Below are 26,194 nucleotides of genomic sequence, written 5' to 3'. Positions count from 1 at the left end.
CCTTCAGAGCTTGCCGATCCAATCCGCCAGCCGGTCCGCCGCATCCTCGACCTGGTCGAGGCGGCGGTGGAAACAGGCGCGCATGAAGCGCGGCGCCGCTTGGCCGAAGGCGGTGCCGGGCGCGAGGCCGACGCGCGTCTCGTCGAGGAGCCGGAAGGCCGCCGCCGTCGTGTCCTCGACCCCGTCGATGGCGAAGAAGGCATAGAAGGCGCCCGCCGGCGGCACGAGCGACACGCGGTTCGTCTCGATGAGCCGGCCGGCGAAGATGTCGCGCGCCCGGTGCGCTCGCTCCACCTGCTCGGCGACGAAGCTCTCGCCCCCTTCGAGCGCCGCGACCGCGCCGCGCTGCATGAAGGCGGCGACACCCGAGGTCGAATATTGGATGAGGTTCTCGATCACCCCGCCGAAGAGCGGCGGCGCTTCGATCCAGCCGACGCGCCAGCCGGTCATCGCCCAGTTCTTCGAGAAGGAATTCACGAAGAAGATCGGCTCGTCCTCCTCCATCACGTCGTGGAAGGAGGGTGCCCGGCCGCCGGCATAGTGGAAGCGGCTGTAGATCTCGTCGGCGATCAGCGTCAGCCCGGCCTCGCGCACGATGCCCATGATCGCCCGCAGCGTCTCCAGGGAGGCGGTCCAGCCGGTCGGGTTCGAGGGCGTGTTGACGAAGAGCACCCGCGTCTTCGGGCCGATCGCGGCGCGGAGCTTGTCGAGATCGAGCGTCCAGCCGGCCTCCGTCCAGTCCAGCGTCACCTCGCGGGCCGTCGCGCCCGCGACGCCGACCGCGGCAGCGAAGTTCGGCCAGGCCGGCCCGATGAACAGCACCTCGTCGCCCTCGCCCGCCAGCGCCGCGATGGCGATCTGGATCGCCTGCATGCCGGAGCCGGTGACGAAGAAGCGGTCGAACCGGTTCGGCCGGCCGTAGAGCGTCTCGGTATAGCGCGCCAGGGCCTCGCGCAGTTCGGGAATGCCGCGCTGCCAGGTGTAGAAGGTCTCGCCTTCCGCGAGGCTCGCCGCCGCCGCGTCGCGGATGAAGGCCGGCGTCGGCAGGTCGCCCTCGCCGGCCCAGAGCGGGATGACGCCGTCGAGGCCGCGGCCATAGTTCATCACGGCGACGATGCCGCTTTCGGGCGCCGAGAGCGCCCGCGCGTGCAGACGGTCGAGAGGGGACATGCGGGGTCTCCGAAGCTTCTTCCCCGCACGTCGCCCGTCGGCGCCGCCTCGTCAACCCGGATCGGTCAGATCGGGCTGCCGCCCGGCGTCGGCCCACGCGGCACGGCGCCCCGGCCGCTGGCGAGAAGGTCGCGGATCTCGCCGAGCAGCTTCTCCTCGTTCGGCACTTCCTTCACCTCGTCGGGCTTGGCCTCCTCCTTGCGCTTCAGGGCGTTCATCGCCTTGACGACGAGGAAGAGGACGAAGGCGACGATGATGAAATTGATCGCCAGGGTGATGAAGTTGCCATAGGCGAGCACCGCGCCCTGCTCGCGCGCCGTGGTCAGGGTCGTGGCGTTCACCCGGCTCGACAGCGGATAGAACAGATTGGTGAAGTCGAAGCCGCCGGTGAGCAGACCGACGATCGGCATGATGATGTCCTGCACGAGGGACTGGACGAGGCCCGAGAAGGCCGCGCCGATGATGATGCCGATCGCCAGATCGACCATGTTGCCCTTCAGGGCAAATTCCTTGAATTCCTTCAGCATGAAGAATTCCTCCGTCGCCCGCGCCGGATGACGCAAGGTTCAAGGAATAGGAAACATTCGCCGTCCGGCAACGCCGCGCGGCGGGTAAGTTGTGGATGGCGGCGGGCGAAGCAGAAAGGCCGGGCGAAAACTTGCGCCCGTCGCTCAGTCCCGGCTCGGCAGATAGGGCTTGCCCGGCTGCGGCGCCCGCGTGCCGGAGAAATGTAGGAGCACCTCGCGCGTATGCGGCCGGCCGCGATGCTCCACCACATAGAGGCCCTGCCAGGTGCCGAGCATCAGCCGTCCGTGCAGCACGGGGATCGCGAGGCTCGTCTGCATCAGGACGGTCTTGATATGGGCCGGCATGTCGTCCGGCCCTTCCACCGAATGGCGATAGAACGGCCCCGCCGGCGCGAGGCGGTCCATCGCGTCGAGGAGATCGGCCTGGACGTCGGGATCGGCGTTTTCCTGGATGGTGAGCGAGGCCGAGGTGTGGCGGATGAAGGCGGTGAGCAGTCCGTCGCCCGCGCCGAAGGCCGTCAGCCGTTCCTGCGCGGTCGAGGAGATGTCGAGCATCGAGCGCGGCTTGGTGCGGATCGACAGCGTTTCGATGAACTGCATCGGCCTCTCGGGACGGTAGAGCGGGTTCGGGGGGTGTTCGCGCGCGCCAACGCCCCAGGGGCCAATTGGCACGCCCCTCCCCGCACGACAATGCGCAAGCCGCCGTTCCGCCGCGTTAAATTCGCTCAGGTGCGATCCGGCCCCGGCTCGTCCGCCGTCCCCCGGCGGTCTCGATCCTCGTCCTCGAATTCGTGGGCGAGATCGCGGAAGGCCCGGAAAACCCGCTTCACGCAGCCGATGGCGCGGTCGAGCTCCGCGTCGGTCCTCGCATCCCTCGCATCGTCGCCCTCGTCGTCGCGGCGGCTGTCCTCCAACGGCGCGGCCTGACGGCCTTCCGGCGAGGACGGCGCGGCCTCGTCGCTCTCGTCGGCCGGGCGGCAGTTCAGGTTGCCGCGCTCCAGCCGGCAGAGGCTCACCTCGCCCGTGACGGTGTCGAGCCGGGCGACGCCGCCCTCGATCGGCTGCATCTCGTAGCGGCCGGGCGAGGCCGGGCCCGGCATCAGGCTCTGCGCGCCGGCCGGCGCGGCCAGGCAGAGAAGGAAGAGGGTCGCGGCGGTTCTCATCTCGGCCTCGTTCGCTGGAGAGAAGAGGCTCCTTCCTGCCGGAGGAGAACGGCGACAATCGGGCCGCTTCCCGCGACTCACAGCTTCCGCACGGCCGGCGATTGACGGGGCGCGGGGCCTCTGGCACGGCTCGGCCCATGACTTCGCCGATCTATAAGATCGTCCCGGCCGAACTCTGGCGCGACGCCGAGCGGTCCGGGCAATTCCTGGGCGCGCCCGTCGATCTCGCGGACGGCTATATCCATTTCTCGACGGCCCGGCAGGCGCGCGAGACGGCGCGGCGCCACTTCGCCGGCCAGGACGGGCTCCTCCTCGTCGCGGTCGATCCAGCGGCGCTCGGCGCGGCGCTGCGCTGGGAGCCCTCGCGCGGCGGCGACCTCTTTCCCCATCTCTACGCGCCCCTTGCCACCGCCGCGGCATCGAGCGTCCGGCCGCTGCCGCTCGGCGCCGACGGCGCCCATGTCTTCCCGGACGAGATCGCATGAGCCGCGCCTATTCGCTCGCCCGCCCGCTGCTCTTCCGCATGGAGCCGGAAAAGGCGCATCGCCTGTCGATCCATGCGCTGAAGCACGGGCTGGTGCCGCGCGTCGACGCCCCGATCGACGGGCGCCTGCGCGTCGCGACGGCGGGCCTGTCGCTGCCCAACCCCTTGGGTCTCGCCGCCGGCTACGACAAGGATGCCGAGGTGCCGGACGCGGTGCTGCGCCTCGGCTTCGGCTTCGCCGAGGTCGGCACGCTCACCCCCCTGCCGCAGAAGGGCAATCCGCAGCCGCGCGTCTTCCGGCTGGTCGAGGAACGGGCGCTGATCAACCGGCTCGGCTTCAACAATGACGGCCATGCCGACGCCTATGAGCGGCTCGACGCGCGGCGGCGCAAAGCCGGCATCGTCGGCGTCAATATCGGCGCCAACAAGGATTCGGCCGACCGCGTCGCCGACTATGTCGCCGGCATCAACCGCTTCGAATCGGTGGCGAGCTATCTCACCATCAACATCTCGTCGCCGAACACGCCCGGCCTGCGCAAGCTCCAGACCGGCGAGGATCTCGACCGCCTGCTGGCGGCGGCCATCGCGGCGCGCAACGGCTTCGCGGCCCTGACCGCGACGGCGAAGAAGCCGCTCTTCGTCAAGGTGGCGCCGGATCTGAAGCGCGACGACATCGCCGAGATCGCGCATGCGGTCGCCAATCACCGGATCGACGGGCTCATCGTCTCGAACACGACGATCACCCGCGACGGGTTGCCGGCGGACCTCGCCCATCGCGACGAGGCGGGCGGGCTGTCCGGCCGGCCGCTCTTCCGCCGCTCGACCTATGTTCTGGCCGCCTTCCGCCGGGCGCTCGGCCCGGACGTGACGCTGATCGGCGTCGGCGGGATCGACAGCGCCGAGCGGGCGATCGCCAAGATCGAGGCGGGCGCCGATCTCCTCCAGCTCTATACCGGGCTCGTCTATGGCGGCTGGACGCTGCCCTCCCGCATCCTCGCCGGCATGAGCGCCTATCTGGACCGCGACGGCGCCGGGCATATCGCCGAGCTGCGCGACCGGCGGACCGACGCCGTGCTCGCCGACGGGCCGGGCTAGGAAAAGGTCCGGCGCCGCCGGGCCGGCATGGCGGCGAAAAGCGTCACGCCGCGCGCGGCCAGGAAGATTTCGAGCGCCAGCCAGAGGCCGTGATTGCCGAAGCGCGGCACCAGGATCAGCGCCAGCGCCGCGAAGAGCGCCGTCGAGACCAGCATCATGTTGCGCATCGTCGCCGACCAGGTGGCGCCGATGAAGACGCCGTCCATCAGGAAGGCGAGCGCTCCCGCAAGACAGGCCGAGGCCGCCCAGCCGAGATAGGGCACGGCGCCGGCCCGCACCGCCGCGTCGGTGGTGAGCAGCGCCACCAGCGCCTCGCCATAGACGAGGAAGAACAGCGTCAGCGCCCCGGCGAGGATCAGACCCCAGCGGATGCTCAGCACCAGGGCGCGGTCGAAGGCCGGCCGCCAGCGTGCGCCGACCGCCCGTCCGACCAGCTGTTCCGAGGCATTGGCGAGCCCGTCGAGGAAATAGCCGCCGACCATGAAGAGGTTGAGGAGCACGCCGTTCGCCGCCAGCGTCAGCGCGCCGAGCCCGGCGCCGAGCCGCGTGAACAGGGCGTAGGCGCCGAGCAGGCAGAAGGAGCGGATCATGATGTCGCGATTGACGCCGATCATCCGGCCGAAGGCCCGCCGGTCGAGGACGCGCCGCAGCGCCGGACGGTGGGCGCGGTCGAAGCCGGAGAGGACGGTGGCGAGGCCGACCAGGGCGCCGATCGCCTCGCCCGTCACTGTACCGAGCGCGACGCCCGCGATGCCGCCTTCGAGCACGAGGCCGAAGAGGATCGAGAACAGGATATTGGCGCCGTTGATCACGATCTGAAGCAGGAGCCCCAGCGTGCTGCGCCCGCGCCCCAGGACATAGCCGAGGATCGCGAAGTTCAGCAGCGAGACCGGCGCCGCCAGCATGCGCCAGAAGACATAGATCCGCGTCGCGTCAGCCACCCCCGGCTCCGGGGCGATGGCAAGGAGACCGAGCGCCATGACCAGCGGCTCGGCGAGAACCAACGCGAGGCCGATGCCGATGGCGAGCAGGAAGGCGCGCCAGAACACGGCCTGCATCTCCGTCTCGTCACCGGCGCCGAAGGCCTGCGCCGTGAGGCCGGTCGTGCCGGCCCGGACGAAGTTGAAGGTCTGGAAGGCGAAGTCGAAGACGAGCGCGCCGACCACGAGGCCGCCCAGCATGGTCGCGTCCCCCACCCGGCCGATCACCGCCGTGTCGGTGAGCCCGAGCAGCGGCTGGGTGAGAAAGGCGAGCGTCATCGGCAGGGCGATGCGCAGCACCTCGCGATTCGTCACCTCGAAGGGGCGCGGCGGACTGAGGGATGCGTCGGTCATGATCGGCCCGGACTCCTGCGCGGCGAGGCTCGCGGCGCCGATTTCCTTATCCCCGTTTCAACGGCGGAGGGAGAGGCCAAGGACGCGCTTCGGGAAAACGGAACGAAGCCGCGTATCGCGCCCCGCCGGCGAAGGATCGCCGCCGCCGGCGGAACTGCCTTTACGTCGGCGGCACCACCACTATAGGATGCATCGGCCCGCAAGATTACAACTTATGCGACTCGCTCCATGCAACCGATTTCCAAGATCGCGCGAACGCTTTTCGCCTTTCTGAGCCGGCCGGTGGAGGCGTCGCCGAAGGGCGGCGGCAGGCGACGATGGATCGTCGTGGCTCTCGCCCCGGTGGTTCTCGCCGTGCCCTTCGCGCTGTTCCTCGCCGTCGATCCGGCGCCTTCCGGCAATATCGTGACGCTGACGATCGGCGGCGACGACCTGTCGGCGATCGCCTGCCCGCCGAGCGAGGCGGTCGTCCCCGTCGATACCGGGACGCTGTCCACCATCGGCGGCGACCTGCCGACCGACTTCCGGCTCGGCCCGAACGAATATGCCCTGACCTTCGACGACGGCCCGATGCCGTGGACGACCCCGCACATCGCCCACATCCTGAAGTCGCGCTGCGTGCCGGCGACCTTCTTCATGCTCGGCATCAGCGCGCGGCTCTTTCCGATGATCGTCGGCACGATCAGAAGCGGCGGCTTCACCATCGGCAGTCATACCTACTGGCATAAGAGCCTGCCCGAACTGCCGATCGACAAGGCCAAGGCAGAGGTCCTGTCCGGCATGGAGGCGGTGGAAGCGGCGGCGGGCGGCGCGGATGGCGGCGGGCGCCTGTTCCGCTTTCCGCGCTGGGAAGCACGCCGGAGCTGCGCGACTACGTCCATGGCCTCGGCGCCACGGCCGTCTTCGCCGACATCACGCCGGAGGACTGGCGCGGCCAGCCGGCGGCGGAAAGCTTCGCGCGCTTCCGGGAGCGGCTCGACAAGACCGATCGCGGCATCATCGTCCTGCACGACGTGCAGCGCCATACGGTGGAACTCCTGCCGATGGTCATCGACGAGGTGACGCGGCGCGGCGGCCATTTCGTCCAACTCGTCGCGCGGCGGTGAACGGCCGGCGTCGCGCCCCTCGCCAGCGCTCGGGCGCCGCGTTAGTTCAGGCGCGATGTCGCCGCCCCCGATCGTCCACCATCCCGCCTTCGACGCGCATTTCGACGCGAAGCACCGCTTTCCGATGTCGAAATTCTCGCGCCTCGCCGAGATCCTGGTCGAGGACGGCATCGTCGCGGGCGACGGCTTCGCTGTGCCGGATCCCGCGCCCGAGGGCTGGCTGACGCTCGCCCATTCGCGGGCCTATGTCGAGGCGGTGCTGACGCAGAGCGTGCCGGCGCCGATCGAGAAGGCGATCGGCTATCGGGTGGACGACCGCGTCGCGCTCCGCTCGCGCTGCGCGACGGCGGGCACGGTGCTCGCCGGGCGGCTCGCCCTCGCCCAGGGGCTCGCCTGCAACACGGCCGGCGGCAGCCATCACGCGCGGCGCGACGGCGGCGCCGGCTTCTCGGTCTTCAACGATGTCGCGGTGGCGGCCTGCGTGCTGCTCGCCGAGGGCGAGGTCGGGCGCGTCCTCGTCTTCGACTGCGACGTGCATCAGGGGGACGGCACGGCGCTGATCTTCGCCGGCTCGGCGCGGGTCTTCACCCTGTCGATCCATGCCGAGCGCAACTATCCGGACGTGAAGCCGCCTTCCGACATCGACATCGCGCTGCCGGACGGGCTCGGCGACGAAGCCTATCTCGAGATCCTGGCGCCGGTGCTCCGCCGCGCGCTCGCCGAGGCGCGGCCGGACATCGTCTTCTACAATGCCGGCGTCGATCCGCATGCGGCGGACCGGCTGGGGCGCCTCTCTCTCAGCGATGCGGGCCTCGCCGAGCGCGACCGGCGCGTCATCGGCTTTTTCCGCGAGCGCGGCATCCCGGTCGCCGGCGTCATCGGCGGCGGCTATTCGCGCGACATCGAGGCCCTGGCCCGCCGCCACACCATCCTCCACCGCGTGGCGATGGAATTCGGTTGAGGCGGCTCAGCGCCGCCCGGACTTGAAGAGGCGCGACAGGAGGAACAACGGGAAGACGATCGCGGCGCCGACCAGGAAATAGTTCACGAGCCGGTCCATCGAGCCGAACAGGCCGCGCCACACGTCCCGCACGGTGTCCTCCAGCCAGAACAGGATCTCGCGCGGGCTCCAGCCGAGCCAGGACAGGACGAAGCCGACGACCAGCGACAGGACGATAAGGCGCACGAGCACGCCGAGCGGCGAGCCTCCGAGAAAATCCGACACGCGATCGACCATGTCCGCCCTTTCAAGCCTCGATGGGATCGAGGTAAGCGGGCGCCCGCCGAACCGCAAGAGCGCGGGCTCCGCAACGGCGACGGGAGATTTCCGTTTCGTCCGCGTTCTGGTAGTGCGCCGGACATCGATTCCCGCAAAGGTCAGATGTGATGAGTTTCAGGAAGGTCGCGGCCACGGCGTCGCTCGGCGGCTTGCTCTTCGGCTACGATACCGGGGTGATCTCGGGCGCCCTGCCCTTCCTGAAGGACGCGCTGGCGCTCGATCTCAACCAGCAGGGCCTCGTCGTCTCGATCGCGCTGGCGGGCGCCGGCCTCGGCGCGGCGGCGGCCGGCTCGATCTCCGACCGGTTCGGCCGCAAGCGCGTCATTCTCGTCGTCGCCCTGCTCTTCGTCGCCGGAGCGATCCTCTGCGCCGTGGCGCCGGACTTCCCGATGCTGCTCGCCGGCCGCTTCGTCGTCGGCGCGGCGATCGGCGTCGCCTCCATGCTGACGCCGCTCTATCTCGCCGAGATCGCGCCGGCCGAAAAGCGCGGCACGGTGGTGTCGCTGAATCAGATGTGCATCACCTCCGGCATCCTTCTCTCCTATGTCGTCGACTATCTCCTCGCCGACGTGACGGCGGGCTGGCGCTGGATGCTGGCGGCGGGCGCGGTGCCGGGCATCGTCCTTTTCTTCGGCATGCTGCCCCTGCCGGACAGCCCGCGCTGGCTCGCCGGCCAGGGCGACATGGAGGCCGCGCGCGACGCGCTCCGCAAGATCGGCGCCGGCGGCGATGTCGAGGCGGAACTGCGCGAATTGCGGGGCGCGACGCGAAAGGACGAGGCGGGCGCGCCCTGGTCCGAGGTCTTCTCCGGGCGCGGCCGGATGCCGCTGATCATCGGCGTCGGCCTCGCGATCTTCCAGCAGATTACCGGCATCAACACGGTGATCTATTTCGCCCCGACGATCTTCGAGCAGGCGGGTCTCGGCTCGACCTCCGTCGCCATCCTCGCCACCGCCGGCGTCGGCCTCGTCAACGTGATCATGACCTATGTCGCCTTGCAGCTGATCGATCGCGTCGGCCGGCGCGCGCTGCTCCTCTGGGGCATGGCCGGCATGGCCGCGATGCTGCTCGTCCTCGCCGCCAGCTTCGCGATCGGCACCAGCGGGGGTCTCGCCTGGGTCACGATGCTCTCGGTCGCCGCCTATGTCGGCTTCTTCGCCATCGGCCTCGGCCCGGTCTTCTGGCTGCTGATCTCCGAGATCTTCCCGCTGGCGGTGCGCGGGCGCGGGATGGCGGTCTCGACGGTGGCGAACTGGGTGGCCAATCTCGTCGTCAGCCAGGTTTTCCTGCTGCTCATCGCCGGCTTCGGCGCGGCCGGCACCTTCCTGCTCTTCGCCGCCTTCACGCTCGCCGCGATCGTCTTCACCCTGCGCCTCGTGCCGGAGACCAAGGGCCGCTCGCTGGAAGCCATCGAGCGCGACCTTTCCGGCACGGCGCTGGCGCGGGGCTGAGGCGCCGCCTCAGTCGCCCAGCATCGCTTCCAGCGTCTCGATCCGGTCGGCCTCGAAGGCCGGCTTGTCCCAGCGCAGGCGCGAGACGCGGGGAAAGCGCATCGCGACGCCGGACTTGTGCCGGCCGGAGCGTTGCAACCCCTCGAAGGCGACCTCGATGACGAGCCCGTGGTCCGGCTCGGCCCGCACGGAGCGGACCGGGCCGAAGCGGCCGATCGTGTTGTCGCGGATATATTTGTCGAGCTGCTTCAGCTCCTCGTCGGTGAAGCCGAAATAGGCCTTGCCGACGGGCACCAGCACCGGGTCGTCCGCCGGACCGGACCAGACGCCGAACGTATAGTCCGAATAGAAGCTCGAGCGCTTGCCATGGCCGCGCTGGGCATACATCAGCACCGCGTCGATCACATGCGGGTCCTGCTTCCACTTGAACCAGGGCCCCTTCGGCCGGCCCGGCACATAGGCCGAATCCCAGCGCTTCAGCATCAGCCCCTCGATCACCGCATGGGGCGGGGCGGCCCGCAGGCGCCGGAGATCCTCGAAGCTCGCGAAGGGCACGAAGGGCGAGACGTCGAAGCGCGAGCGGTCGAGGGCCGCGACGAAACGGTCGAGGCGGCGCCGACGCTCGGCGAAGGGCAGCGGGCGTAGATCCTCCGCCCCGTCCTGGAGGAGATCGTAGGTGCGCAGGAAGACCGGATGCTGGCGGATCACCGCCGCCGAGACCGTCTTGCGGTTGAGGCGCTGCTGGAGATCGGAAAAGGTGCCGACGACGATGTCGTCCTCGACCGGCCCGGCGCCATGCGGCGCCACCAGCGGCTCGCCCCGGACCGCCGGCCGGGCGACGAGCAGTTCGCCGTCGAGCGCGCCGTCGAAATCCATATGGTCGAGGAGATCGGGAAAGGCGCCCGAAATATCGTCGCCCGAGCGGGAATAGAGCCGGGCGACGCCGCGCTCGCGCGTCGCCTGGACGCGGATGCCGTCCCATTTCCATTCGGCCGCGTAATCCTCGGCCGTGATGCGCCCGTAATCCGGCTCCTCCAGCGGCTGCGACAGCATCACCGGGCGGAAGGGGCTCGCCGCCGCCGAGACGGGTTTTTCGCCGTCGCCGGACAGCCAGGCGAAGAGATCGCCATAGGGCGGGTGCAGCCCGTGCCAGAGCTCCTCGATCTCGGTCACGTCCTTGCCCCCGAACTCGGCCAGAGCCTGCTTGGCGAGGCGGGCGGACACGCCGATCCGCATCGAGCCGGTGACGAGCTTCAGGAGGGCGTAGCGGCCGGAGGAATCCAGCCGGTCGAGCCATTCCTCGACGAGCTTCGGCCCTTCCACCCGCGTCGCGCGGTCCAGCGCCGCAACGATCTCGGCGAGCGTCGGCACGTCGTTGCGCCCCTGCCGCTCGCCGTCATGCGGCGAGGGCCAGACGAGGGCGATCGCCTCGGCGAGATCGCCGACATAGTCGTAGGAATAGGCGAAGAGCACCTCGTCCATCCGCGCCGTCATCAGGGCGCGCAGCATGGCGGGCTTGACGCTGCGGATTTCCAATTCGCCGGTGATCGCGGCGAGCGCATAGCCGCGCTCGGGATCGGGCACGCTACGGAAATAGTCCTCCATCAGGCGCAGCTTGCCGTTGCGGGAGGGGGTGAGGACGAGACGGTCGAGGAGTTCGGCGAAACGCTTCATGGAGGACAGGCTTGCGGGCTTCGCCGGGAAGATAGGGCGCGGGCCGGCGCCGTCCCGGGGCGCCTCACGCGAGCGGCAGGTCGGGCGCGGCGCGCAGGCCCCGGATCTTCGGATGGTCGAGATGGTAGCGGGCCGAGAAGACGGCATCCGCCTCCATGCCCGGCTCGCGGATCAGCCATTCGAGATAGTCGGCCGGCACTTCGCCGAGCGGCACGCCCTTGTATTTGCCGAAGCGCAGCTTCGTCAGCAGCGCCGGCTCGGCCGAGACCCGTTCGGCGCGATCGAGGAAATCGGCGAGATCGGCGCAGCGCGGCATGAGGACGCGGGCGATCTCCCGCAGGAGCACCGCCGTGCAGAGCGCGTCGTAGAGCGCGCGATGCGGATGCAGCGCCTCGAGGCGCGGCCGGACGTCGGAGAGATCGAGCGGCAGATATTTGACGAGCGATTGCAGCCCATGGGCGCGCACGCCCGGAAAGGCGCGCAGGGCCAGACGATAGGTGCAGAGCCAGCGGCCGGGCAGGCGCAGGCGCGAGCGGTCGAACTCGGCGCGCTGCGCCGCATAGACCGGCGCCCCGGCGAAGGGCCGCACGGCCTCGGCGAAGGGCGGCGCCCCTTCCAGCATCTCGTCCGAGATCTGATGGACGCGCCGCGCATGCGGATTGATCTCCACGCCGGCGGGATCGACCAGCGTTTCCATCGCCGAACCGATCTCGCCGGTGAGAAGATCGAGATCGGCCGAGCCGATCTCGATCACGGCATCGGCTTCGAGCCGCTGCCCGGCCGTCTCGACATCGATGACGCGCACCACATGCGGCGGCGTTTCGGGAAAGAGCGGCAGGGTGCGGGCGCGCGGGGGAAAGAGATCCGACATGGTGCTGGCGATGTCGCGCGGCGCGCCTCCGGTTTCAAGCGCCGCGCGATGCGGCTCATTTGCCTTTCGGCAGTCCGACCGCGATCACCTCGAAGAAGCTCGGATCGGGCGGCTCGATGCCGCGCTCCTCGATCGAGACGATGAAGAGCCGGCCATCCGGCCGCGCCACCGCGAGCCCGACCTTGTTGCCATAATGCGGATCGACCGGATCGTTCGGCCGCGCGAGATCGTAGCCGCCGGGCGGCGGGCCGGCCGGCGCGTCGCGCCCGCCGACGATGGCAAGGCCCGTGCCGAGCATGCGGACGAGGACGGTGAGATTCTCGCCGCTCGTCTTCGTGACGGACAGCGCCCCGTCCGGCAGCCGATCGACGCGGCAGCGGTCCGTCGCGACCTTGCGCGACGGCTCGCCCATATAGCCGAACCACAGCATCTCGCAGGTCCGGTCGCCGGCCGGAACGGCGACAAGATCGGCCGCCGTCTCGCCATCGGGCCGCCCGCCGGCCGCCGCGACGGTGGAGACCGCCGCCGCGCGCGCCGCCGCGAGATCGGCGGGCTCGCCCGCCGGCTTCGCCTCCGCCAGCGTCCGCCGCACCTGCTCGGGCAGCGCCGTCAACTGGTTCTGATCGGCGAGGGACAGCGCCGTCCAATGGGCGAGGCAGTCCTGGCCGCAGCTCGGCGCGTTCGGATAGATCAGCGTCGCGGCGGTGCCCGCCGGGGCGGCTTCGCGGCCGACCGGAAAGTCGGACAGCGCCTCCTTGGCACCGGCGAGATCGAGAAGGCTGCCGACCTCGGCGCGGCGGCTCGCGCGGTCATAGGCGCAGAGCATGGAGCGCGTCGCCCGCGTGCCCTTCTCGATGCCGGAGAGAAGCGCGAAGCCGTAATGATCCGAGCCATAGGGATCGACCGTGGCCGAGATCTCGTCCAGCGCCGCCGCGCCGGCGGCCCGGCAGGCCGCGTCGACGGCGGCGCGAAAGGCCTGCGGATCGGGCTCCGCCCCACGCGCGCCGGGCGCGGCGAAGACGGACAGGGCGAGGCTGAGGCCAAGGGCCGCGTGCGCGGGAAATCGCAAGGTCGAGGTTCCGGTCGTTTCCTGGGCACGAAACTATGCCGGCGCGCCGTCGGGAAAAGGGCGCGCCCCACCCTCTCCCTTTCCGCCGACGCAAGCCCCAGGCGAGCCTCACCCCGCTTTTCGGCGGAGGACGGCTTGCATCCCTCACCGGTTCTGGTAATACGCCCACCAGTCGACGGGCGGTTCACCGCCACGACGGGCCGCTTTAGCTCAGCCGGTAGAGCACATCATTCGTAATGATGGGGTCGCGTGTTCGAGTCACGCAAGCGGCACCACTCCTCCCAGACTTCCATCTCGAAACGTCGCGTCCGGCGCCGATCGCTGACCGAGACACGCGAAGTATTCTGCGCCTTTCCGCTTCTGCCCTGCGCCGCGCATGGCAGCATCGAAACGCGGAAAGCAATCGATTCTCTGGCGTCGGTGGCTCCAGCGCTTCGTCGCGGATCGCGGGCCGGCACGATCGCCCTCGGACCGTTGCGCCCTTAGACGATTTCATCACGGATAATGCACCGCAGTGGATCGCCAGCCTCATTCAAAACAGAGGCGGGCCCAGGGCGACTGCGCCGAGACACGGCGGGCCGGCCGACGAACCCTGCCCTACGATGGACCGGCTCATTCGCTGCTCCTACCGGCCACATGCGCAAGCATATCGGCCAATGATGCATGATCGAAGATTTCAGGAGATCCGTGGTCGGAGTGGCAGGATTTGAACCTGCGACCCCCTCGTCCCGAACGTTGTGGCTCGATCCTGAAGCCCCTGCGCTACGCGGCTTCCGGCTCCTCCTCGTCCTCGTCGTTTCCCGCTTTTTCCCGCCGTTTCGTTGGCGAAGCGTTGGCGCGGTTCATGCGCTTGGCGAGCGTTGCGGCGGCCGTCTTCTGGTGCGCCGGGTGGTGGTGCGCGTACCGCCGGGTCAGCGTCTCGACAGTCATGCCGAGATATCCGGCGGCTTCCGCCAAGTCCACGCCGTCCTGCATCATCCAGGTGGCCGCCGTGTGGCGGAGCGTGTGGCGGACGACGTGGCGGTCGAGGGCGAGGATCTCGACGACGCGTTCATAACCCTTCCGGCAGTCCACCGGCTTCCCGTCCCGCTCGACGACGTACCTGGCGCCGGAGTCCTTCCACCCGCGCATCTCCTCGACGAGCTGGGGGGCGAGCGGCGCCGGCGGGTAGCGCTTGTTTGCCTTATCCTTCGCGCCGGGCGGCCGACGGAAGAAGAGTTCGTTGTCGAGGTCGACCCACGGCCGTCCTTCCTCGCGTTCGAACGAGGCCTCGCAGACCGCGGTGGCACGGGTCCCGGTCTGGACGCCGACGCGGATGAAGCGTTCGACGTGGGCGAGCGGCCGCTTCTTCGTCGCCAGGACCTGTCCCTTCGCGGCTCCCCGATGGCGGGTCTGGACCTCGGTCGTCTCGCGAGCGATTCGGCACATCTCCTCGACCTCTTCGACGGTCAACCAGACGTCGCGCTCGCCGTTCTCGTCCGGCAGCTCGACGGACACGAACTCAGCCAGAATCTTGTCCTTCACCGCACGGTTCAGGGCGGCTCGGAGATCCTCCAGGTCGCGGCGGGCCCCGGCCGACGTCGTCAGACGAGGTTTGTTGCCGGTCTTCTCCGGACGCGATGACTTCCACGGAACGCCCGTGCGGCTCCGCACGTACTCGTCGCACGTCACGGAGTTGATGTCGTCGCACGTGCGCTCTCCCCAGAACTCGAGAAGGCGCTCTACGTGCTGGGCAAGCTCGTCGGGGCGGGCGACCTTGTCGGCCTTCACGGTCATGTACCGCGCCAGGACCTCCGCGATCGTCACTTCGTGCGCCGGCCGGCGATTCGACTGCCTGACGACCGCCTTGGTCGCCTTGCCGATCATGTATTCGGCGTGGGCCTTCTCAGCCTTGCCGCGATCGCCCGCGCCGCATCCAGTGCTGATCTGGCGTCCAGCGTCGAGGATGACCCAGACGGCGGGGCGGCCGCCTTTGCCACCCTTGCCCTTCCGGGCGGGACGGAGCCAGAGGCGGGCGGGTTTCGCTTCACGAGGCATTCTTCTCTCCACTGTTCGACACCGTCCCGGGTGACGAACAGCGTCCGTCCCAGTCGCGTCGCGGGCAGTCGGCCGGCCTCTATCGCCGTCCGCATCATCTTCACGGTCACATGGCCACCGAGCTCCGGCAGCCATGGCGCCTCGTCGAGCGTCAGGAGACGGTCGGGCGCGCAGTCCGACAGGTCGGGCGGCTCCCAACGTCCGACGACAAGCATGTATCTGGCCGCCGGTCGGGCGGACTCCGTCTGCTGCATCCAGCTGCTCCTCGCGTGCCGGCGCCTCGTCGTGCGCCGTCGGGTGCGGTCCCGGCCTTTTTCGCCGGAGTCCGTGATGGAGTTCTCGGACCTGGAGGGCACCTCGTCCAGCCAATAATTCAGCTTTGGTTAACGCCATTGGCGGATGGTGCCGAGAGTCCACAACGGCGAGGAATGCCGCCTATGACCGACAAGAACCCGCGCCCTCGCCGCGAGAACGACCGCCCGCTCGACGACCTGCTCGTCCTCGTCCATTCCGTGCTCGGCTCGCTCGCCCCGGACCGCCTCGTCAGCTGGTTGGGCGTCTCGAAGCGCAACGCGGAGCGGTGGCTGGACGGGTCGTCGACGTTCCCGCCGAGGGTGATCTCCGAGCTGGAGCGCCTTCAGCCTCTGATGAAGGAGCTGGACGCCGAGCTCGACGCCGTCGTCGAGGATTTCAAAGCCGACGGCGTGCCCGAGAACCTCCTGCGCATGCACATCCGGGAGTACTCGAAGAAGCTCAGCGACGCACCGCCGCCGAAGCCCGAGCCGGTCCGCGAGTAAGGAAAACCGGCTTTAGTACAGAATTACACGTCGCGTTAACCCATTTCCGCAGGATTGCTGATAGAACAGCGTCATCGGGATCGACCCCGCATCCGCGGACGATTTCGAGAGCTATCCCCTGCCGGCCGATGCCGCGACGGGAAGCGCAGATGGCAAGGGCCATCCACAGTGACCGCATTCAATTTCTCCGACCATGAATGGCGCGATTCCGAAGCGAACGTCGCCGAGCTCGCGAAGGGCTATGCCCGCGAGCACAAGATGTTCGAGGCGCTCGACGAGAAGATCCGCCGCGGCGACCATTATCCCTCGGTGCAGCAGCTCCTAGACGGCCACGCGCCCTTCCGCGACCTCCTCGCCGCCGACGTCGAGGTCTACGTCGCCCGTTCCCGCGCCGTCTCGCCGCTTCCCGAGCCCCTCCGAGAGGACCTCAAGGATTTCGGCGTATGGCCGTCTCTCGCCGGCGCCGTCCGCATCCATGACGCCGTCGCGCCGATCGACCTCGCGACCGATTCCGTCGAGATCGCAGCGGTGCGACAGCGCGCTGCATGGTACGCGGCCGTCTTCGGCGACCGCCGCCTGCGCGATCTCCTGTTCTCTATGTACGTCGGCTTTGACTTCCGCCGCCTTTGCTACCGCCTCGGCCTCGAGTTCCGCCAGGATTTTCCGTACGGGACCGACGGCTGGACGCGTGGATGGCAGAATTCGACGTCGGCCGAAGGGCATATCGTCCTCCGCCGCCTCGCCGCGCTGACGGAAGCGAACGACTGGCTGCGCGAGAACCATCCAGCGGTCATGCGCTTCACGAGCGGCAAGCTCCAGCGCGAGGAGCTTTTCGCGCTCGCCAACCCGGTCTCGGCCGCGGCGCCTCCTGAAAATCCGCATCCGGCCTTCTTCACGGAGGAGGAATATTTCCAGAACGAGGCAGCCGCACGCCTCGACGAGTCCGCCCGTCAGGAGAAGGAGCGCCGGGCGATCGAGGCCGCCCAGGCTCCGACGAGCCAATCGATCTCGGAACTGCTCGGGCAGCCGAAGCTCGCCGTCGTCCCGAAGCTCGAAGTCGCCGGAACCGCCGACCAGAAGAGCTTCATGGGGCAATTCGCGAAGCTGTCTCTGCTCCGCGTTCCGCTTGTCGTCGCGCCCGACGTCGAGCCGATCGCACGCGATCTCGCCCGCGTGTGGCCGCACGCCGGGGACGTCGTCCGCCGCATACTTGCCGACGTCGTCCCCGGTCAGCCCGTGCGCCTTCGCCCCACGCTCCTCGTCGGCGATCCGGGATCCGGCAAGACGCGCCTCCTTGCGGCTCTGACGCGTCGCCTCGGCCTGCCGTCGGTCGTGTTCCCCTGCGCATCGGTCGCGGACGGCTCGTTCGGCGGCACGCCCGCGCAGTGGAGCACCCGCCGGGCTTCGGTCCCGCTTGAGCTCATCCGCTCGAACAAGATCGCAAATCCGGCGGTCGTCCTCGACGAGCTCGAGAAGACGGGGACGTCGAGCCACAACGGCTCGCTCCTGCACGCCCTGTTGCCCATGCTCGAGCGCCATTCGGCCGAGACGTATTTCGAGACCGCGTTGGAGACCAACGTGAATCTCTCGGCCGTCACATTCCTCGCGACCGCGAACAGCCTAGACGGGATTCCCGCCCCGCTCCGCGACCGCTTCCGCGTCGTCGTCATGCCGAACCCCGGCCTCGAGCACCTCGACAGCCTCGTCGACGGAATCGCGATGGACGTCCACGACGAGCGCGGGATCCCCCTGCGCTTCTTCGAGGGGCTGGCGCCGGACGAGGTCGAGGTCGTCGGGAAGGTCTGGGGCGGCGGGTCGCTGCGCAAGTTGCGCACGGCCGTCGAAGCGGCTCTCGATCACCGCGACCGCTCGCGGACGATGCAGTGAGAGGGGCGGACACAATGGTCATCGCGTTCCCGCCCGACGTCGCCGCCCGCCTCCGCTCGATCGAGGAGACGGAGGGTGTCCCGGACCTCGAGATCGTGCACCTCGCGGTCTCGGTCTTCAGCATGCTCGACGCCGACGAGCGCCATCGGCTCGGACAATGCGCGCTAGGAATGCTCGTCGAGCGCCATCGCCGGAGCCGGTCATGATCGACGGCGACGTCCGGGCGACATTCGACCTGCCCCTCGTCGTCGCCGGCTACGTCCTCCTCATGAGCGGCGAGGACAAGCGGACCGACGACGAGGTGGTCGAGGCGGCGATCCGCTGGTTCATGCAGATGTCTCGGTACGTCAGAGAGGAAGCATACAAGGAGTTGGGTCGTCGATGACCACCATGCACGTCGAAGCCATCCTGCCGCAGCACGTCGCCGAGGACCTGCTAGAGGCCGAGCGCGTCTACGGTCTCCGCCGCGAGGAGTCCGTCCCGATCGCCGTCGCCGCCGGCCTGCGCGAGCTGTCGCCAGGCTATGTCGAGCGCCTCCTCGACGCTCTCCGTGGAGGTGCCGCATGACGACCTGGTTCACTGCCGATACCCATTTCGGGCACGCGAACGTCATCCATATGAACAAGCGCCCCTTCGAAGGCGTCGCCGAGATGCGCGAGGTCCTGATCTCCAACTGGAACGCCGTCGTCGCGCCAGACGACGAGGTCTGGCACCTCGGCGACTTCGCGTACAAGGCGAGCGCCGCCGAGGCCGGCCACGTCTTCGACCGCTTGAACGGCCGCAAGCACCTGATCGCGGGCAATCACGACAGCCTGACGATCTGCACGGGCATGGATTGGCAGTCGGTCTCGGACCTCCGCGAGATCGCAGTCGATGGCGTCCGCGTGATTTTGTGCCACTACCCGCTCCTGGAGTGGAAGGCGTATTTCCGGCAGTCGGTCCACCTCTTCGGCCACGTACACGGGCGCCGCGCCGGCGTCGGGCGGTCGTGCGACGTCGGGGTCGATGCGTGGGGCTACCGTCCCGTCACGCTGCCCGAGGTCCTCGCCCGCATCGGGGACGCCCAGAATGAATGACCCAGTGCGCGACTGGGGTCCGGCGGCCGCGTATCTCCTCGGCGTCCTCGACGATCGTGTCCGGAAGCGCCGCGAGGCCGAGGCAGCGAAGGAAATCGGCCGACAACTCGAATTGGACCTATCTCGTCCACCCGCCGTCGACCATTCGCATGCTACAAGAGACACGTACCCGCCGCGGCCCCTGCCGCATCGTGGGACACCGCTAGGGAAGCAACGGAGATGCGATTCCACCTCCTATCCGACATCCACGACGACTATAGCTCCGCGAGCGGCGCCAGCTACGACATCCCCGCCGGTCTCGCCGCCGACGCGATCCTCTGCGTTGGCGACATCGCGGGCCGCCTCAGCCGCCGCGGCCTCCGTTGGCTCATGCGCCAGCGCGACCGTACGGGCTTGCCCATCGTCCTGTGCGCCGGCAACCACGACTATTGGCGCTCGTCCCTCGACACGGAGATCGGGCGTTTTCGCGATCGGCTGGGCTCCGAGCAGGGCATCCACCTCCTCGACGGCGACGAGATCGTCCTGAACGGCTGCCGCATCCTCGGCGGTACGCTCTGGACGGACTATGAGATCTACTCGGACGCCTACACCGCGCACGTCGAATCCACGAAGTACATGAACGATTTGCGGATGATCCGCACGAATTCCTACCAGCGCCGCCTGCGCACATGGATGCTCGCCGAGGAGCACCAGCGCTACCGAGCCTTCATCGAGGCGCGCCTGACGATCCCCTTCGCGGGCGCGACGATCGTCATGACGCACCACGCCCCGAGCGGCCGCAGCCTCCTCGGCGGGCGCTGCACGGAGCCCCTCGATGCGAGCTACGCGTCGAACCTCGAGCCGTTGGTCCGCCGCTACAACCCCGACTTCTGGCTGCACGGTCACATTCATGAACGCCGCGACTACCAGCTCGCCGGCACGCGAATCCTCGCCAACCCCCGCGGCTACGTCCGCGCCGCCGCCGGCCGCTTCCGCCCCGCCGAGATCGAGAACCCGGCGTTCGATCCCGCACTGGTCATCGACACCGACGACCACCGTCCGCTCGCGACCGGGGCGAACCTCGACATCGCCATCGATCGTCCGAACGATTTCCAGTGGCCGTTCGGCCGCGAGCCGGGCTGATGGACGACGAGACCCGCCGCCTCGTCGAGGCCGACCTCGCCGCCGTCCGCCCGTTCACGGAGATCGCGTCGCGACACGGCGTCGGGTACGTCGACGTCGCGCTCGTTCACCACCGCATGCGCCCGCAGCCGGTCGCGTGGCCGGAGGCGGTCCCGCCCGAGCTCTGGAACGCCGCCAAGGCCGCGCTTCGTCGGGAGGACCACCGACAGACGTGGATCGAGATGACCTTCGACCCCGTCCCCTTCGACATCGACCGCGCCGTCCTCGAGCTTTGGTCCGCCGGCGGTACCTCGTCGCGGATGGCGGCCGAGATCCTCGACGTCCCGCCCGGCGACCTACCAGCCCTCGCCGGCCGTCTCGGCATCCCCTTCACCAGGAGCGACGCATGACACTCCTCGACCGTGAAGTCCTCCGTCTCTGGCTCGCCGGCGAATCCGCTTCTAACGTCCTCCGCCACGCCCGCCGTCTCGGCTGCACCCTCGTCGACGAGACGGCGCCGCTCGCCAGGAACGCGCACACCGCGATCTCTTGATGGCCGCGACCATGACGGACGACGAACTCATCGACTTCGCGCTCGAGAATCATGGGCTTTCGCCGGACGATATCGCCGCGATCGAATCGGCCGCCCGAGGCGACGCATGACGGACGCCGACCTCATAGGCGCCTGGCTCGACGGCGACCTGCGCCTCGACGATCTCCGCGATCGCATGGGGCTGTCGGGCGTGCAGATTCGACGCGTGCGCCTCGCCGCGGCCGAGGCGGCGGCCGCCGAACTCGGGCGTCTGGCCGTCGAAGCCGAGGCACTCGCCGAATTTGGCCGAAGCACCGACGATCTCGTCGAGGCCACACGGCGCCGCGACGAAGACTGACACCTCAACCCCAGGAGACCCCGCATGCGCATCGCCCTCGCCACCCTCCTGCTCGTCTCGACCACGCCGATCGCCGCGCACGCAGAGCCCGACCGATACAGCGGCCGCTATTCCGCCGAGTGCGGCGACCTCGTCTGCGAGCTCGACATCGTCCCTCGTTCCGGCGGCTGGACGATCCGCTGGACCGCGACCGACCCGACCGTCCTCGACGCCGTGCCGGCATGCTCGTTCACGACGACGGCGGAGCTGGGCAGCGCGGTGATGGGTCCGGCCGGCGTCGTGTCCGGGATCGCGGTCGGGGAATGGAAGGGCCGGCCCTTCGGGATTTTCGACCTTGAGCCGGGTCGGGTGTCGTGGTCGTCGTCGTGGGAAGCGTGCCCGGGCGTGGCACCGAAGCGCATCTATGAGGCGTACGGCGACGAGTGACTGCTATCGACCCAACGAAGCCCTTTGGTGCCTTTTCAGCTTGCGCCGTTAGCGGACGTTCCGTCTGGACGCCGAACTGAACCTGCTCGTCTCTAATTTTCAATCCTTTGGGAATAAGCGCCGTTCCCGGACGTCTTCCGTTGGCCAATCGCGGCCGAACCGAAGGACACCGAGCCATGAAGACCCTCCTTGCAGCCATCGCCATTCTTTCCGCCGGGGCTTCGACCGCGCTTGCGGGTCCCGCCGGCGACATGGCGAAGGCGCATATCGAAGCGATCACCAAGGGCGATAGCGCCGCGGTCACCGCCGCCTATGCCCCGTCCGCAACGCTTCACTGGGTCGGCGGTCCGCTCGATGGCACCTACACGGGCCCCGAGATCGCCGCGACCTGGGCAAAGTTCGCCAAGGCGCAGACCGGCCTCAAGGCCACCGTCGTCGAGATGCGCGAGAGCATGAACCCGAAGGGCGCCACCGTCGTCGCCGATGTCGTCTTCGCCAACGACAACAAGATCCCGGTGCGCTACGTCATGATGTTCCGGGACGGCAAGCTCACCGACGAGATCTGGCAGATCGACCCAACGCTGGCGAAGTAAAGCATGTCGACCGACGAGATCGCGGCGCGGATCGAACCGCTCATTCCGGGCCTGAGGCGCTATGCCTATGCGCTGGTGCGCGATGGCGACGCCGCCGACGATCTCGTCCAGGACTGCCTGGAGCGTGCCGTCGGGCGCTGGCACCTACGCCGGCCCGACGGCGACCTGCGCGCCTGGCTGTTCGCCATCCTGCGCAACCTCCACCTCTCGGGCCTGCGCCAGCACAAGCGGCGTGGGCCCCACGTGGCGCTCGACGAGATGGCCTCGCCGCCGGCGGTGGATGGCGACCAGGACGGTCGCGCCGGGCTCCGCGACGTTCTCGCGGGGCTCGATGCGCTGAGTGAAGAGCACCGCACCGTCCTCCTTCTCGTCGGCGTCGAAGACATGAGCTACGACGAGGCGGCGCGGGTGATCGGGCTGCCGGTCGGCACGGTCATGTCGCGCCTGTCGCGGGCGCGCGAGAAGCTGCGCGCCATCCTGGAGACCGGGATCCGCGCGCCCTTGAGGAGAGTCAAATGAGGCGCAGGGACACGCCCGTCGGCGAGGACGACCTGCAAGCCTATGTGGACGGACGGCTCGAGGCCGAGCGGCTGCCCGTAGTCGAAGCCTATCTCACGGAGCGACCGGAGATCGCCGCGGCCCTCGCTCGCGACCGCGAGATCGCCCGGGCACTGCGCGAACGGCTTGCCTTCAAGGCCGAGGAGCCGATTCCCGCGCGGTTGCGCATGGCAAACATCCGCGAGGCCCGTCGCGGTCGCTTCGCGGCCACACGTCTGCGCATCGCGGCCGTCATGGGCTGGCTGATCCTCGGTAGCGCCGGCGGGTGGCTGGCGAACGACGTCCTGCGCGTGCCGCCGCAGATGGCTCGTGTGGCGGTCATGGCCGACGAGGCGATCGCGGCGCATCGCACCTTCGTGGTCGAGGTGGTCCATCCCGTCGAAGTGCGGGCCGACGAGGAGGCGCATCTCCTGCAATGGCTATCGAAGCGGCTGGGAACGCGGCTGTCGGCTCCGGACCTGACGGGGCTCGGCTATCGGCTAATGGGCGGGCGCCTCCTGCCTGCGGGCGCGGGTCCCGCTGCGATGCTGATGTACGACGACGACCAGGGCACGCGGCTGACGCTGTTCATCAAGACCGACGAGAAGGACGAGACGTCGTTCCAGTTCGTCGAGGAGAACGGCATCTCAGCCTTCTTCTGGCGCGACGCCGGCCTTGGCTACGTCGTGTCGGCCGAGGCGCCGCGCGAACGGCTGATGCAGGTGGCGACGGCCGTCTACGACAGCCTGAACCGCCCCGCCCCGGGCCTCTCAGGCGGTACGCTGTGACGCTCGATCAGCTTCGCATCTTCGTTGCCGTTGCCGAACGCGAGCACGTGACGGAGGCGGCGAAGTCGCTGAACCTAACGCAGTCGGCGACGAGCGCCGCCATAGCCGCACTGGAGGAGCGCCACGACGTCCGGCTGTTCGACCGCGTGGGGCGGAGGATCGAACTCACCGAGGCGGGTCGCCTGTTTTTGCCCGAGGCCCGCGCGGTGCTTGCGCGGGCCGAGGATGCCGGCCTCATGCTTTCCGAACTTGCCGGACTGAAGCGGGGTCGTCTCCGCATCGTCGCAAGCCAGACGGTGGCGAACCACTGGCTGCCGCCGGTGCTCGCGGGCTTCAAGGCCCGCCATCCCGGCATCGAACTTCGGCTGAGCATCGCCAACACGGCGCGCACGGCCGAGGCGGTGCTGGATGGCACGGCCGATCTCGGCTTCGTGGAGGACGAACTCGGCGATGCCAGGCTGGGAACGCAACGCGTCGCCGACGACCGGCTGATTCTGGTCGCGGCATCCATGCGCGTGGGCTCCGGCTTTCCCGTCGCAACCGGAGATCTCGTGTCGGCGCGCTGGGTGCTTCGCGAACGGGGCTCGGGCACCCGCGCGATCCTTGAAAGCGCGCTCGAAGCCTTCGGTGTCGATCCCACCGCGTTTTCGGTCGAACTCGAACTGCCCTCGAACGAGGCCGTGCGCGCGGCGATCGAGGCGGGCGCCGGCGTCGGGATCCTCCCCGCAGTGGTTGCGGATGCCGGCCTTCGCACGGGGAAGCTGGTGGCGCTGCCCTTCGACCTGCCGTCGCGCGGGTTCCATTCGGTGCTGGCAAGGGACCGTCACCCGAGCCGCGCCGTCGCCGCCTTTCTGGCCGAGCTGCCGACGATCGAGGTTCCGCGGGCGTGATCGATGGATCGACCACGTCCAGACGACATTCAGTCGACGCGATCGTCGAGCGTCTCTCGGCGCTGCCCGGCAAGGCCAACCTGTTCAACCCGTATGCCGGGTTCGACGCGGAGATCGAGGGCGCGGACGCGCCGGTAACTCGCCGTCGCAATCTCGGGCGCTATCTCGCCGCTATGGCGAATCGCGACGTCCGTGACCTCTGGCTCGGCGAAGCACCCTCGCGCTTTGGAGCGCGTCGGACAGGCGTGCCGTTCACGGGTGACGGGCGTCTCGCCGACCTGTCGCAGCGGCTCGGCCTCGATCCGCCGCTAGCGCGGGCGACCCGCGGGACCCTGCCGACACTGGAGTCTGGAACCTCCCGGGAGATCTGGAACGCGGTGCCCGACCCGCTGCCGTTGTTCTGGAACGCGGTGCTCTTCCATCCCCATCGCGGCGTTCTGCCCTTGCGCAACCGGACGCCGACGCGGACCGAGATCGCCGAACATCGGAAGGTGCTGGAGATGATCGTCGCGATCTTCGCGCCGCGCCGAATCCTCTGCATCGGCCGGATGGCGCAGCGTGCGGCGGACGGGCTCGGTATCCCCGCCACCTACGTGCGCCACCCCGCCCAGGGCGGCGCCATCCGGTTCCGGGCCGGCGTCACCGCCTTCCTCGACGACTGACCGCCAGTGGTTGCCCCTACTTCTCTCAATCGGCCTTGAGGCAGGGCGAGACGAAGAGATCGCCCCTCCAGGCACCGCGCACCGTCCTCGTTCCGACGATCACCCAAAGCACCGCCAGCACCGCAACGAGCACCGCGCCGAAGACGTGGATGGCAGCGAGCGGCAGGAGGGTGCCGAGCTTCAGCGTGGCCACGGCATAGACACCAAGGGGGAACGTGTAGCCCCACCAGCCGATGTTGAAGGGAAGGCCGTCGCGCAGGTAGCGCAGCGTCACGAGCACGGCCATCGCCAGCCACCAGAGCCCGTAGCCCCAGAGCAGCAGCCCGCCGAAGAGGCCGAGCCCTTCCGCGAAGGCGCCGAAGCGCTCCAGCCCGTTGGCGGAAAGGATCGCGGGCGCCGCGCCGCCCAGCGTCATGAGCCCGAGCGCGCCAGTGCCGATCGGCCCGAGCGCCAGCCAGCTCGACGCCGCCATGTTGGCGTGCGGCAGCTTGTGGACGGCCATGCGCAGGAGGAGCACGACGAGGATGCTGAGCGCGATCGGCACCGACAGCGCCCAGAGCGCATAGGAGAGGGTCAACACCACGAGCTGGGAATGCGGGTCGACGAGATGCGGCGCGAGCAGTCCCCCGGAGACGGCGGCGACTTCGGCCGCGACCACCGGCAGGAGCCAGACCGCGGTCATCTGGTCGATCGTGTGGCTCTGGCGCGTGAACATCATGAAGGGAATGGCGACCCCGCAGGCCGCCGCCATCGCGACGTCGATCCACCAGAGCGTCTCTGCGATCCCGACCGCCACTTCGCCGTAGCGCGGCAGGCCAAAGATCAGGAAGCCGTTGACGATGGTGGCGAGGCCCATCGGGATGCAGCCGAAGAACATCGACACGACGGAATGGCCGAAGATGCGCTTGGCCCCGTCGAAGAAGAAGATCCAGCGGGCAGCGTAGAGCCCAGCGAAGAGCGCGAAGAGCGCGATGTTGAACATCCAGAGGCCCTCGGCCACCGGATGCAGCATCGGCACGTCAGCCTGGAACTGCGACAGCGCAATCGCGAGGATCCCGGTACCCATCGTGGCGGCGAACCAGTTCGGGGTGAACTGGCGCACGACCTCGCGAGGGCTGTCGAGGCGCGACAGCGGTTGGAGGCCAAGGGTGACGGCACGCATCTGTTCGAAGGTCATTGGCGGGTCCTTATCCTGTCCGAACCATGCGCCACTGCAATCGTTCGATCCAACGCGTTGTTTTGGTCATTCCGATCGATGGGGGCGATGGATGCTTCAGGCGCCTCGCC

General features: G+C 69.1%; 32 protein-coding genes and 1 tRNA gene. 22 read left to right on the top strand and 11 right to left on the bottom strand.

Translation table 11 applies throughout. The annotated features are described in order from the left end of the window. Window positions 1-3 precede the first annotated feature (3 nt). From IEY14_RS09795 to IEY14_RS09780, 4 genes are all read right to left on the bottom strand, one after another. The gene (locus IEY14_RS09795; protein WP_188908006.1) at window positions 4-1,170 is read right to left on the bottom strand and encodes a pyridoxal phosphate-dependent aminotransferase; all 1,167 of its coding nucleotides are present in this window, start codon (window positions 1,168-1,170) and stop codon (window positions 4-6) included. 65 nt (window positions 1,171-1,235) lie between these two features. Next, window positions 1,236-1,697 carry a large conductance mechanosensitive channel protein MscL gene (gene mscL, locus IEY14_RS09790; protein WP_188908005.1) on the bottom strand — a complete coding sequence of 154 codons (462 nt, stop codon included), beginning with the start codon at window positions 1,695-1,697 and terminating at the stop codon, window positions 1,236-1,238. Window positions 1,698-1,841: 144 nt separating this feature from the next. Next, window positions 1,842-2,297: a secondary thiamine-phosphate synthase enzyme YjbQ gene (locus tag IEY14_RS09785; RefSeq protein ID WP_188908004.1), complete on the bottom strand. Its 456-nt coding sequence runs from the start codon at window positions 2,295-2,297 to the stop codon at window positions 1,842-1,844. Between the two features lie 125 nt (window positions 2,298-2,422). Further along, window positions 2,423-2,860, bottom strand: a complete 438-nt coding sequence (locus IEY14_RS09780) for a hypothetical protein (RefSeq protein ID WP_188908003.1) — start codon at window positions 2,858-2,860, stop codon at window positions 2,423-2,425. Between the two features lie 137 nt (window positions 2,861-2,997). On the opposite strand from IEY14_RS09780, the gene IEY14_RS09775 reads away from it, so the two are divergent. Beyond that, on the top strand, window positions 2,998-3,345 hold the full coding sequence (locus IEY14_RS09775; RefSeq protein ID WP_188908002.1) for a DUF952 domain-containing protein: 348 nt from the start codon (window positions 2,998-3,000) through the stop codon (window positions 3,343-3,345). Continuing rightward, entirely contained in the window at window positions 3,342-4,439 is a 1,098-nt protein-coding gene (locus tag IEY14_RS09770) for a quinone-dependent dihydroorotate dehydrogenase (RefSeq protein WP_188908001.1), read from the top strand. Before IEY14_RS09775 ends, IEY14_RS09770 begins: the two co-directional genes overlap by 4 nt. Here IEY14_RS09770 and IEY14_RS09765 read toward each other — a convergent pair. Then, window positions 4,436-5,773, bottom strand: coding sequence for an MATE family efflux transporter (locus IEY14_RS09765; RefSeq protein WP_188908000.1), 1,338 nt, complete (start codon window positions 5,771-5,773; stop codon window positions 4,436-4,438). The two genes, IEY14_RS09770 and IEY14_RS09765, sit on opposite strands and share 4 nt — an antisense overlap. Window positions 5,774-6,001: 228 nt before the next feature. Here IEY14_RS09765 and IEY14_RS09760 point away from each other — a divergent pair, with 228 nt between their 5' ends. Both IEY14_RS09760 and IEY14_RS09755 read left to right on the top strand, forming a co-directional pair. After that, window positions 6,002-6,835: a polysaccharide deacetylase family protein gene (locus IEY14_RS09760; protein WP_188907999.1), complete on the top strand. Its 834-nt coding sequence runs from the start codon at window positions 6,002-6,004 to the stop codon at window positions 6,833-6,835. Window positions 6,836-6,934: 99 nt separating this feature from the next. Next, window positions 6,935-7,840: a histone deacetylase family protein gene (locus IEY14_RS09755; RefSeq protein WP_188907998.1), complete on the top strand. Its 906-nt coding sequence runs from the start codon at window positions 6,935-6,937 to the stop codon at window positions 7,838-7,840. Between the two features lie 6 nt (window positions 7,841-7,846). Here IEY14_RS09755 and IEY14_RS09750 read toward each other — a convergent pair whose 3' ends face one another. Continuing rightward, the gene (locus tag IEY14_RS09750) at window positions 7,847-8,116 is read right to left on the bottom strand and encodes a DUF6460 domain-containing protein (RefSeq protein WP_188907997.1); all 270 of its coding nucleotides are present in this window, start codon (window positions 8,114-8,116) and stop codon (window positions 7,847-7,849) included. A gap of 149 nt (window positions 8,117-8,265) precedes the next feature. Between IEY14_RS09750 and IEY14_RS09745 the strand changes: the two genes are divergently transcribed. Beyond that, window positions 8,266-9,609, top strand: a complete 1,344-nt coding sequence (locus IEY14_RS09745) for a sugar porter family MFS transporter (protein ID WP_188907996.1) — start codon at window positions 8,266-8,268, stop codon at window positions 9,607-9,609. 9 nt (window positions 9,610-9,618) lie between these two features. On the opposite strand, the gene IEY14_RS09740 is transcribed toward IEY14_RS09745, so the two are convergent. The 3 genes from IEY14_RS09740 to IEY14_RS09730 form a co-directional block, all read right to left on the bottom strand. Then, a complete protein-coding gene (locus IEY14_RS09740; protein ID WP_188907995.1) occupies window positions 9,619-11,283 on the bottom strand; it encodes a cisplatin damage response ATP-dependent DNA ligase in 1,665 nt (554 codons plus the stop codon). Window positions 11,284-11,347: 64 nt separating this feature from the next. Then, window positions 11,348-12,154 (bottom strand): putative quorum-sensing-regulated virulence factor, encoded by an 807-nt coding sequence (locus IEY14_RS09735; RefSeq protein WP_188907994.1) that lies wholly within the window; start codon window positions 12,152-12,154, stop codon window positions 11,348-11,350. Window positions 12,155-12,209: 55 nt separating this feature from the next. Continuing rightward, window positions 12,210-13,223, bottom strand: a complete 1,014-nt coding sequence (locus IEY14_RS09730) for a hypothetical protein (RefSeq protein ID WP_188907993.1) — start codon at window positions 13,221-13,223, stop codon at window positions 12,210-12,212. 199 nt (window positions 13,224-13,422) lie between these two features. On the opposite strand from IEY14_RS09730, the gene IEY14_RS09725 reads away from it, so the two are divergent. Further along, a tRNA-Thr gene (locus IEY14_RS09725) sits at window positions 13,423-13,498 on the top strand. Window positions 13,499-13,985: 487 nt separating this feature from the next. Here the strand turns inward: IEY14_RS09725 and IEY14_RS09720 are convergent. After that, a complete protein-coding gene (locus IEY14_RS09720; RefSeq protein WP_210318329.1) occupies window positions 13,986-15,260 on the bottom strand; it encodes a tyrosine-type recombinase/integrase in 1,275 nt (424 codons plus the stop codon). A gap of 437 nt (window positions 15,261-15,697) precedes the next feature. Here IEY14_RS09720 and IEY14_RS09710 point away from each other — a divergent pair, with 437 nt between their 5' ends. From IEY14_RS09710 to IEY14_RS09635, 16 genes are all read left to right on the top strand, one after another. Further along, a complete protein-coding gene (locus tag IEY14_RS09710; RefSeq protein ID WP_188907990.1) occupies window positions 15,698-16,057 on the top strand; it encodes a hypothetical protein in 360 nt (119 codons plus the stop codon). A 168-nt stretch (window positions 16,058-16,225) separates the two neighbouring features. After that, window positions 16,226-17,944, top strand: coding sequence for an AAA family ATPase (locus IEY14_RS09705; protein ID WP_188907989.1), 1,719 nt, complete (start codon window positions 16,226-16,228; stop codon window positions 17,942-17,944). Window positions 17,945-17,958: 14 nt separating this feature from the next. Continuing rightward, a complete protein-coding gene (locus tag IEY14_RS09700) occupies window positions 17,959-18,150 on the top strand; it encodes a hypothetical protein (RefSeq protein WP_188907988.1) in 192 nt (63 codons plus the stop codon). Continuing rightward, complete coding sequence (locus IEY14_RS09695; RefSeq protein WP_188907987.1) at window positions 18,147-18,329, top strand: hypothetical protein; 183 nt, start codon at window positions 18,147-18,149, stop codon at window positions 18,327-18,329. The genes IEY14_RS09700 and IEY14_RS09695 overlap by 4 nt, the downstream gene beginning before the upstream one ends. Next, a complete protein-coding gene (locus tag IEY14_RS09690) occupies window positions 18,326-18,511 on the top strand; it encodes a hypothetical protein (RefSeq protein ID WP_188907986.1) in 186 nt (61 codons plus the stop codon). The genes IEY14_RS09695 and IEY14_RS09690 overlap by 4 nt, the downstream gene beginning before the upstream one ends. Then, window positions 18,508-19,020: a metallophosphoesterase gene (locus IEY14_RS09685; RefSeq protein WP_188907985.1), complete on the top strand. Its 513-nt coding sequence runs from the start codon at window positions 18,508-18,510 to the stop codon at window positions 19,018-19,020. The genes IEY14_RS09690 and IEY14_RS09685 overlap by 4 nt, the downstream gene beginning before the upstream one ends. Window positions 19,021-19,239: 219 nt before the next feature. Next, entirely contained in the window at window positions 19,240-20,142 is a 903-nt protein-coding gene (locus IEY14_RS09680) for a metallophosphoesterase (RefSeq protein ID WP_188907984.1), read from the top strand. Further along, on the top strand, window positions 20,142-20,531 hold the full coding sequence (locus IEY14_RS09675) for a hypothetical protein (RefSeq protein WP_188907983.1): 390 nt from the start codon (window positions 20,142-20,144) through the stop codon (window positions 20,529-20,531). Before IEY14_RS09680 ends, IEY14_RS09675 begins: the two co-directional genes overlap by 1 nt. Further along, the gene (locus IEY14_RS09670) at window positions 20,528-20,674 is read left to right on the top strand and encodes a hypothetical protein (protein ID WP_188907982.1); all 147 of its coding nucleotides are present in this window, start codon (window positions 20,528-20,530) and stop codon (window positions 20,672-20,674) included. The genes IEY14_RS09675 and IEY14_RS09670 overlap by 4 nt, the downstream gene beginning before the upstream one ends. Window positions 20,675-20,780: 106 nt before the next feature. Beyond that, on the top strand, window positions 20,781-21,011 hold the full coding sequence (locus IEY14_RS09665; RefSeq protein WP_188907981.1) for a hypothetical protein: 231 nt from the start codon (window positions 20,781-20,783) through the stop codon (window positions 21,009-21,011). A 24-nt stretch (window positions 21,012-21,035) separates the two neighbouring features. After that, window positions 21,036-21,437 (top strand): hypothetical protein, encoded by a 402-nt coding sequence (locus IEY14_RS09660; protein WP_188907980.1) that lies wholly within the window; start codon window positions 21,036-21,038, stop codon window positions 21,435-21,437. A 176-nt stretch (window positions 21,438-21,613) separates the two neighbouring features. Beyond that, complete coding sequence (locus tag IEY14_RS09655) at window positions 21,614-22,030, top strand: nuclear transport factor 2 family protein (protein ID WP_061934909.1); 417 nt, start codon at window positions 21,614-21,616, stop codon at window positions 22,028-22,030. Window positions 22,031-22,033: 3 nt separating this feature from the next. Next, a complete protein-coding gene (locus IEY14_RS09650; RefSeq protein ID WP_055851749.1) occupies window positions 22,034-22,549 on the top strand; it encodes an RNA polymerase sigma factor in 516 nt (171 codons plus the stop codon). Next, window positions 22,546-23,355, top strand: coding sequence for an anti-sigma factor family protein (locus IEY14_RS09645; protein WP_061934907.1), 810 nt, complete (start codon window positions 22,546-22,548; stop codon window positions 23,353-23,355). Before IEY14_RS09650 ends, IEY14_RS09645 begins: the two co-directional genes overlap by 4 nt. Continuing rightward, window positions 23,352-24,245, top strand: coding sequence for a LysR family transcriptional regulator (locus IEY14_RS09640; RefSeq protein ID WP_061934905.1), 894 nt, complete (start codon window positions 23,352-23,354; stop codon window positions 24,243-24,245). The genes IEY14_RS09645 and IEY14_RS09640 overlap by 4 nt, the downstream gene beginning before the upstream one ends. After that, on the top strand, window positions 24,242-24,907 hold the full coding sequence (locus IEY14_RS09635) for a uracil-DNA glycosylase family protein (protein WP_061934903.1): 666 nt from the start codon (window positions 24,242-24,244) through the stop codon (window positions 24,905-24,907). Before IEY14_RS09640 ends, IEY14_RS09635 begins: the two co-directional genes overlap by 4 nt. 25 nt (window positions 24,908-24,932) lie before the next feature. On the opposite strand, the gene IEY14_RS09630 is transcribed toward IEY14_RS09635, so the two are convergent. Then, window positions 24,933-26,084 carry a TDT family transporter gene (locus tag IEY14_RS09630; RefSeq protein WP_061934901.1) on the bottom strand — a complete coding sequence of 384 codons (1,152 nt, stop codon included), beginning with the start codon at window positions 26,082-26,084 and terminating at the stop codon, window positions 24,933-24,935. Window positions 26,085-26,194: the final 110 nt, after the last annotated feature.

It is taken from the genome of Aureimonas endophytica (assembly GCF_014642635.1).
In the GTDB taxonomy this organism is placed as follows: Bacteria; Pseudomonadota; Alphaproteobacteria; order Rhizobiales; family Rhizobiaceae; genus Plantimonas; species Plantimonas endophytica.
This window is presented reverse-complemented; position numbering and strand designations above follow the sequence as displayed.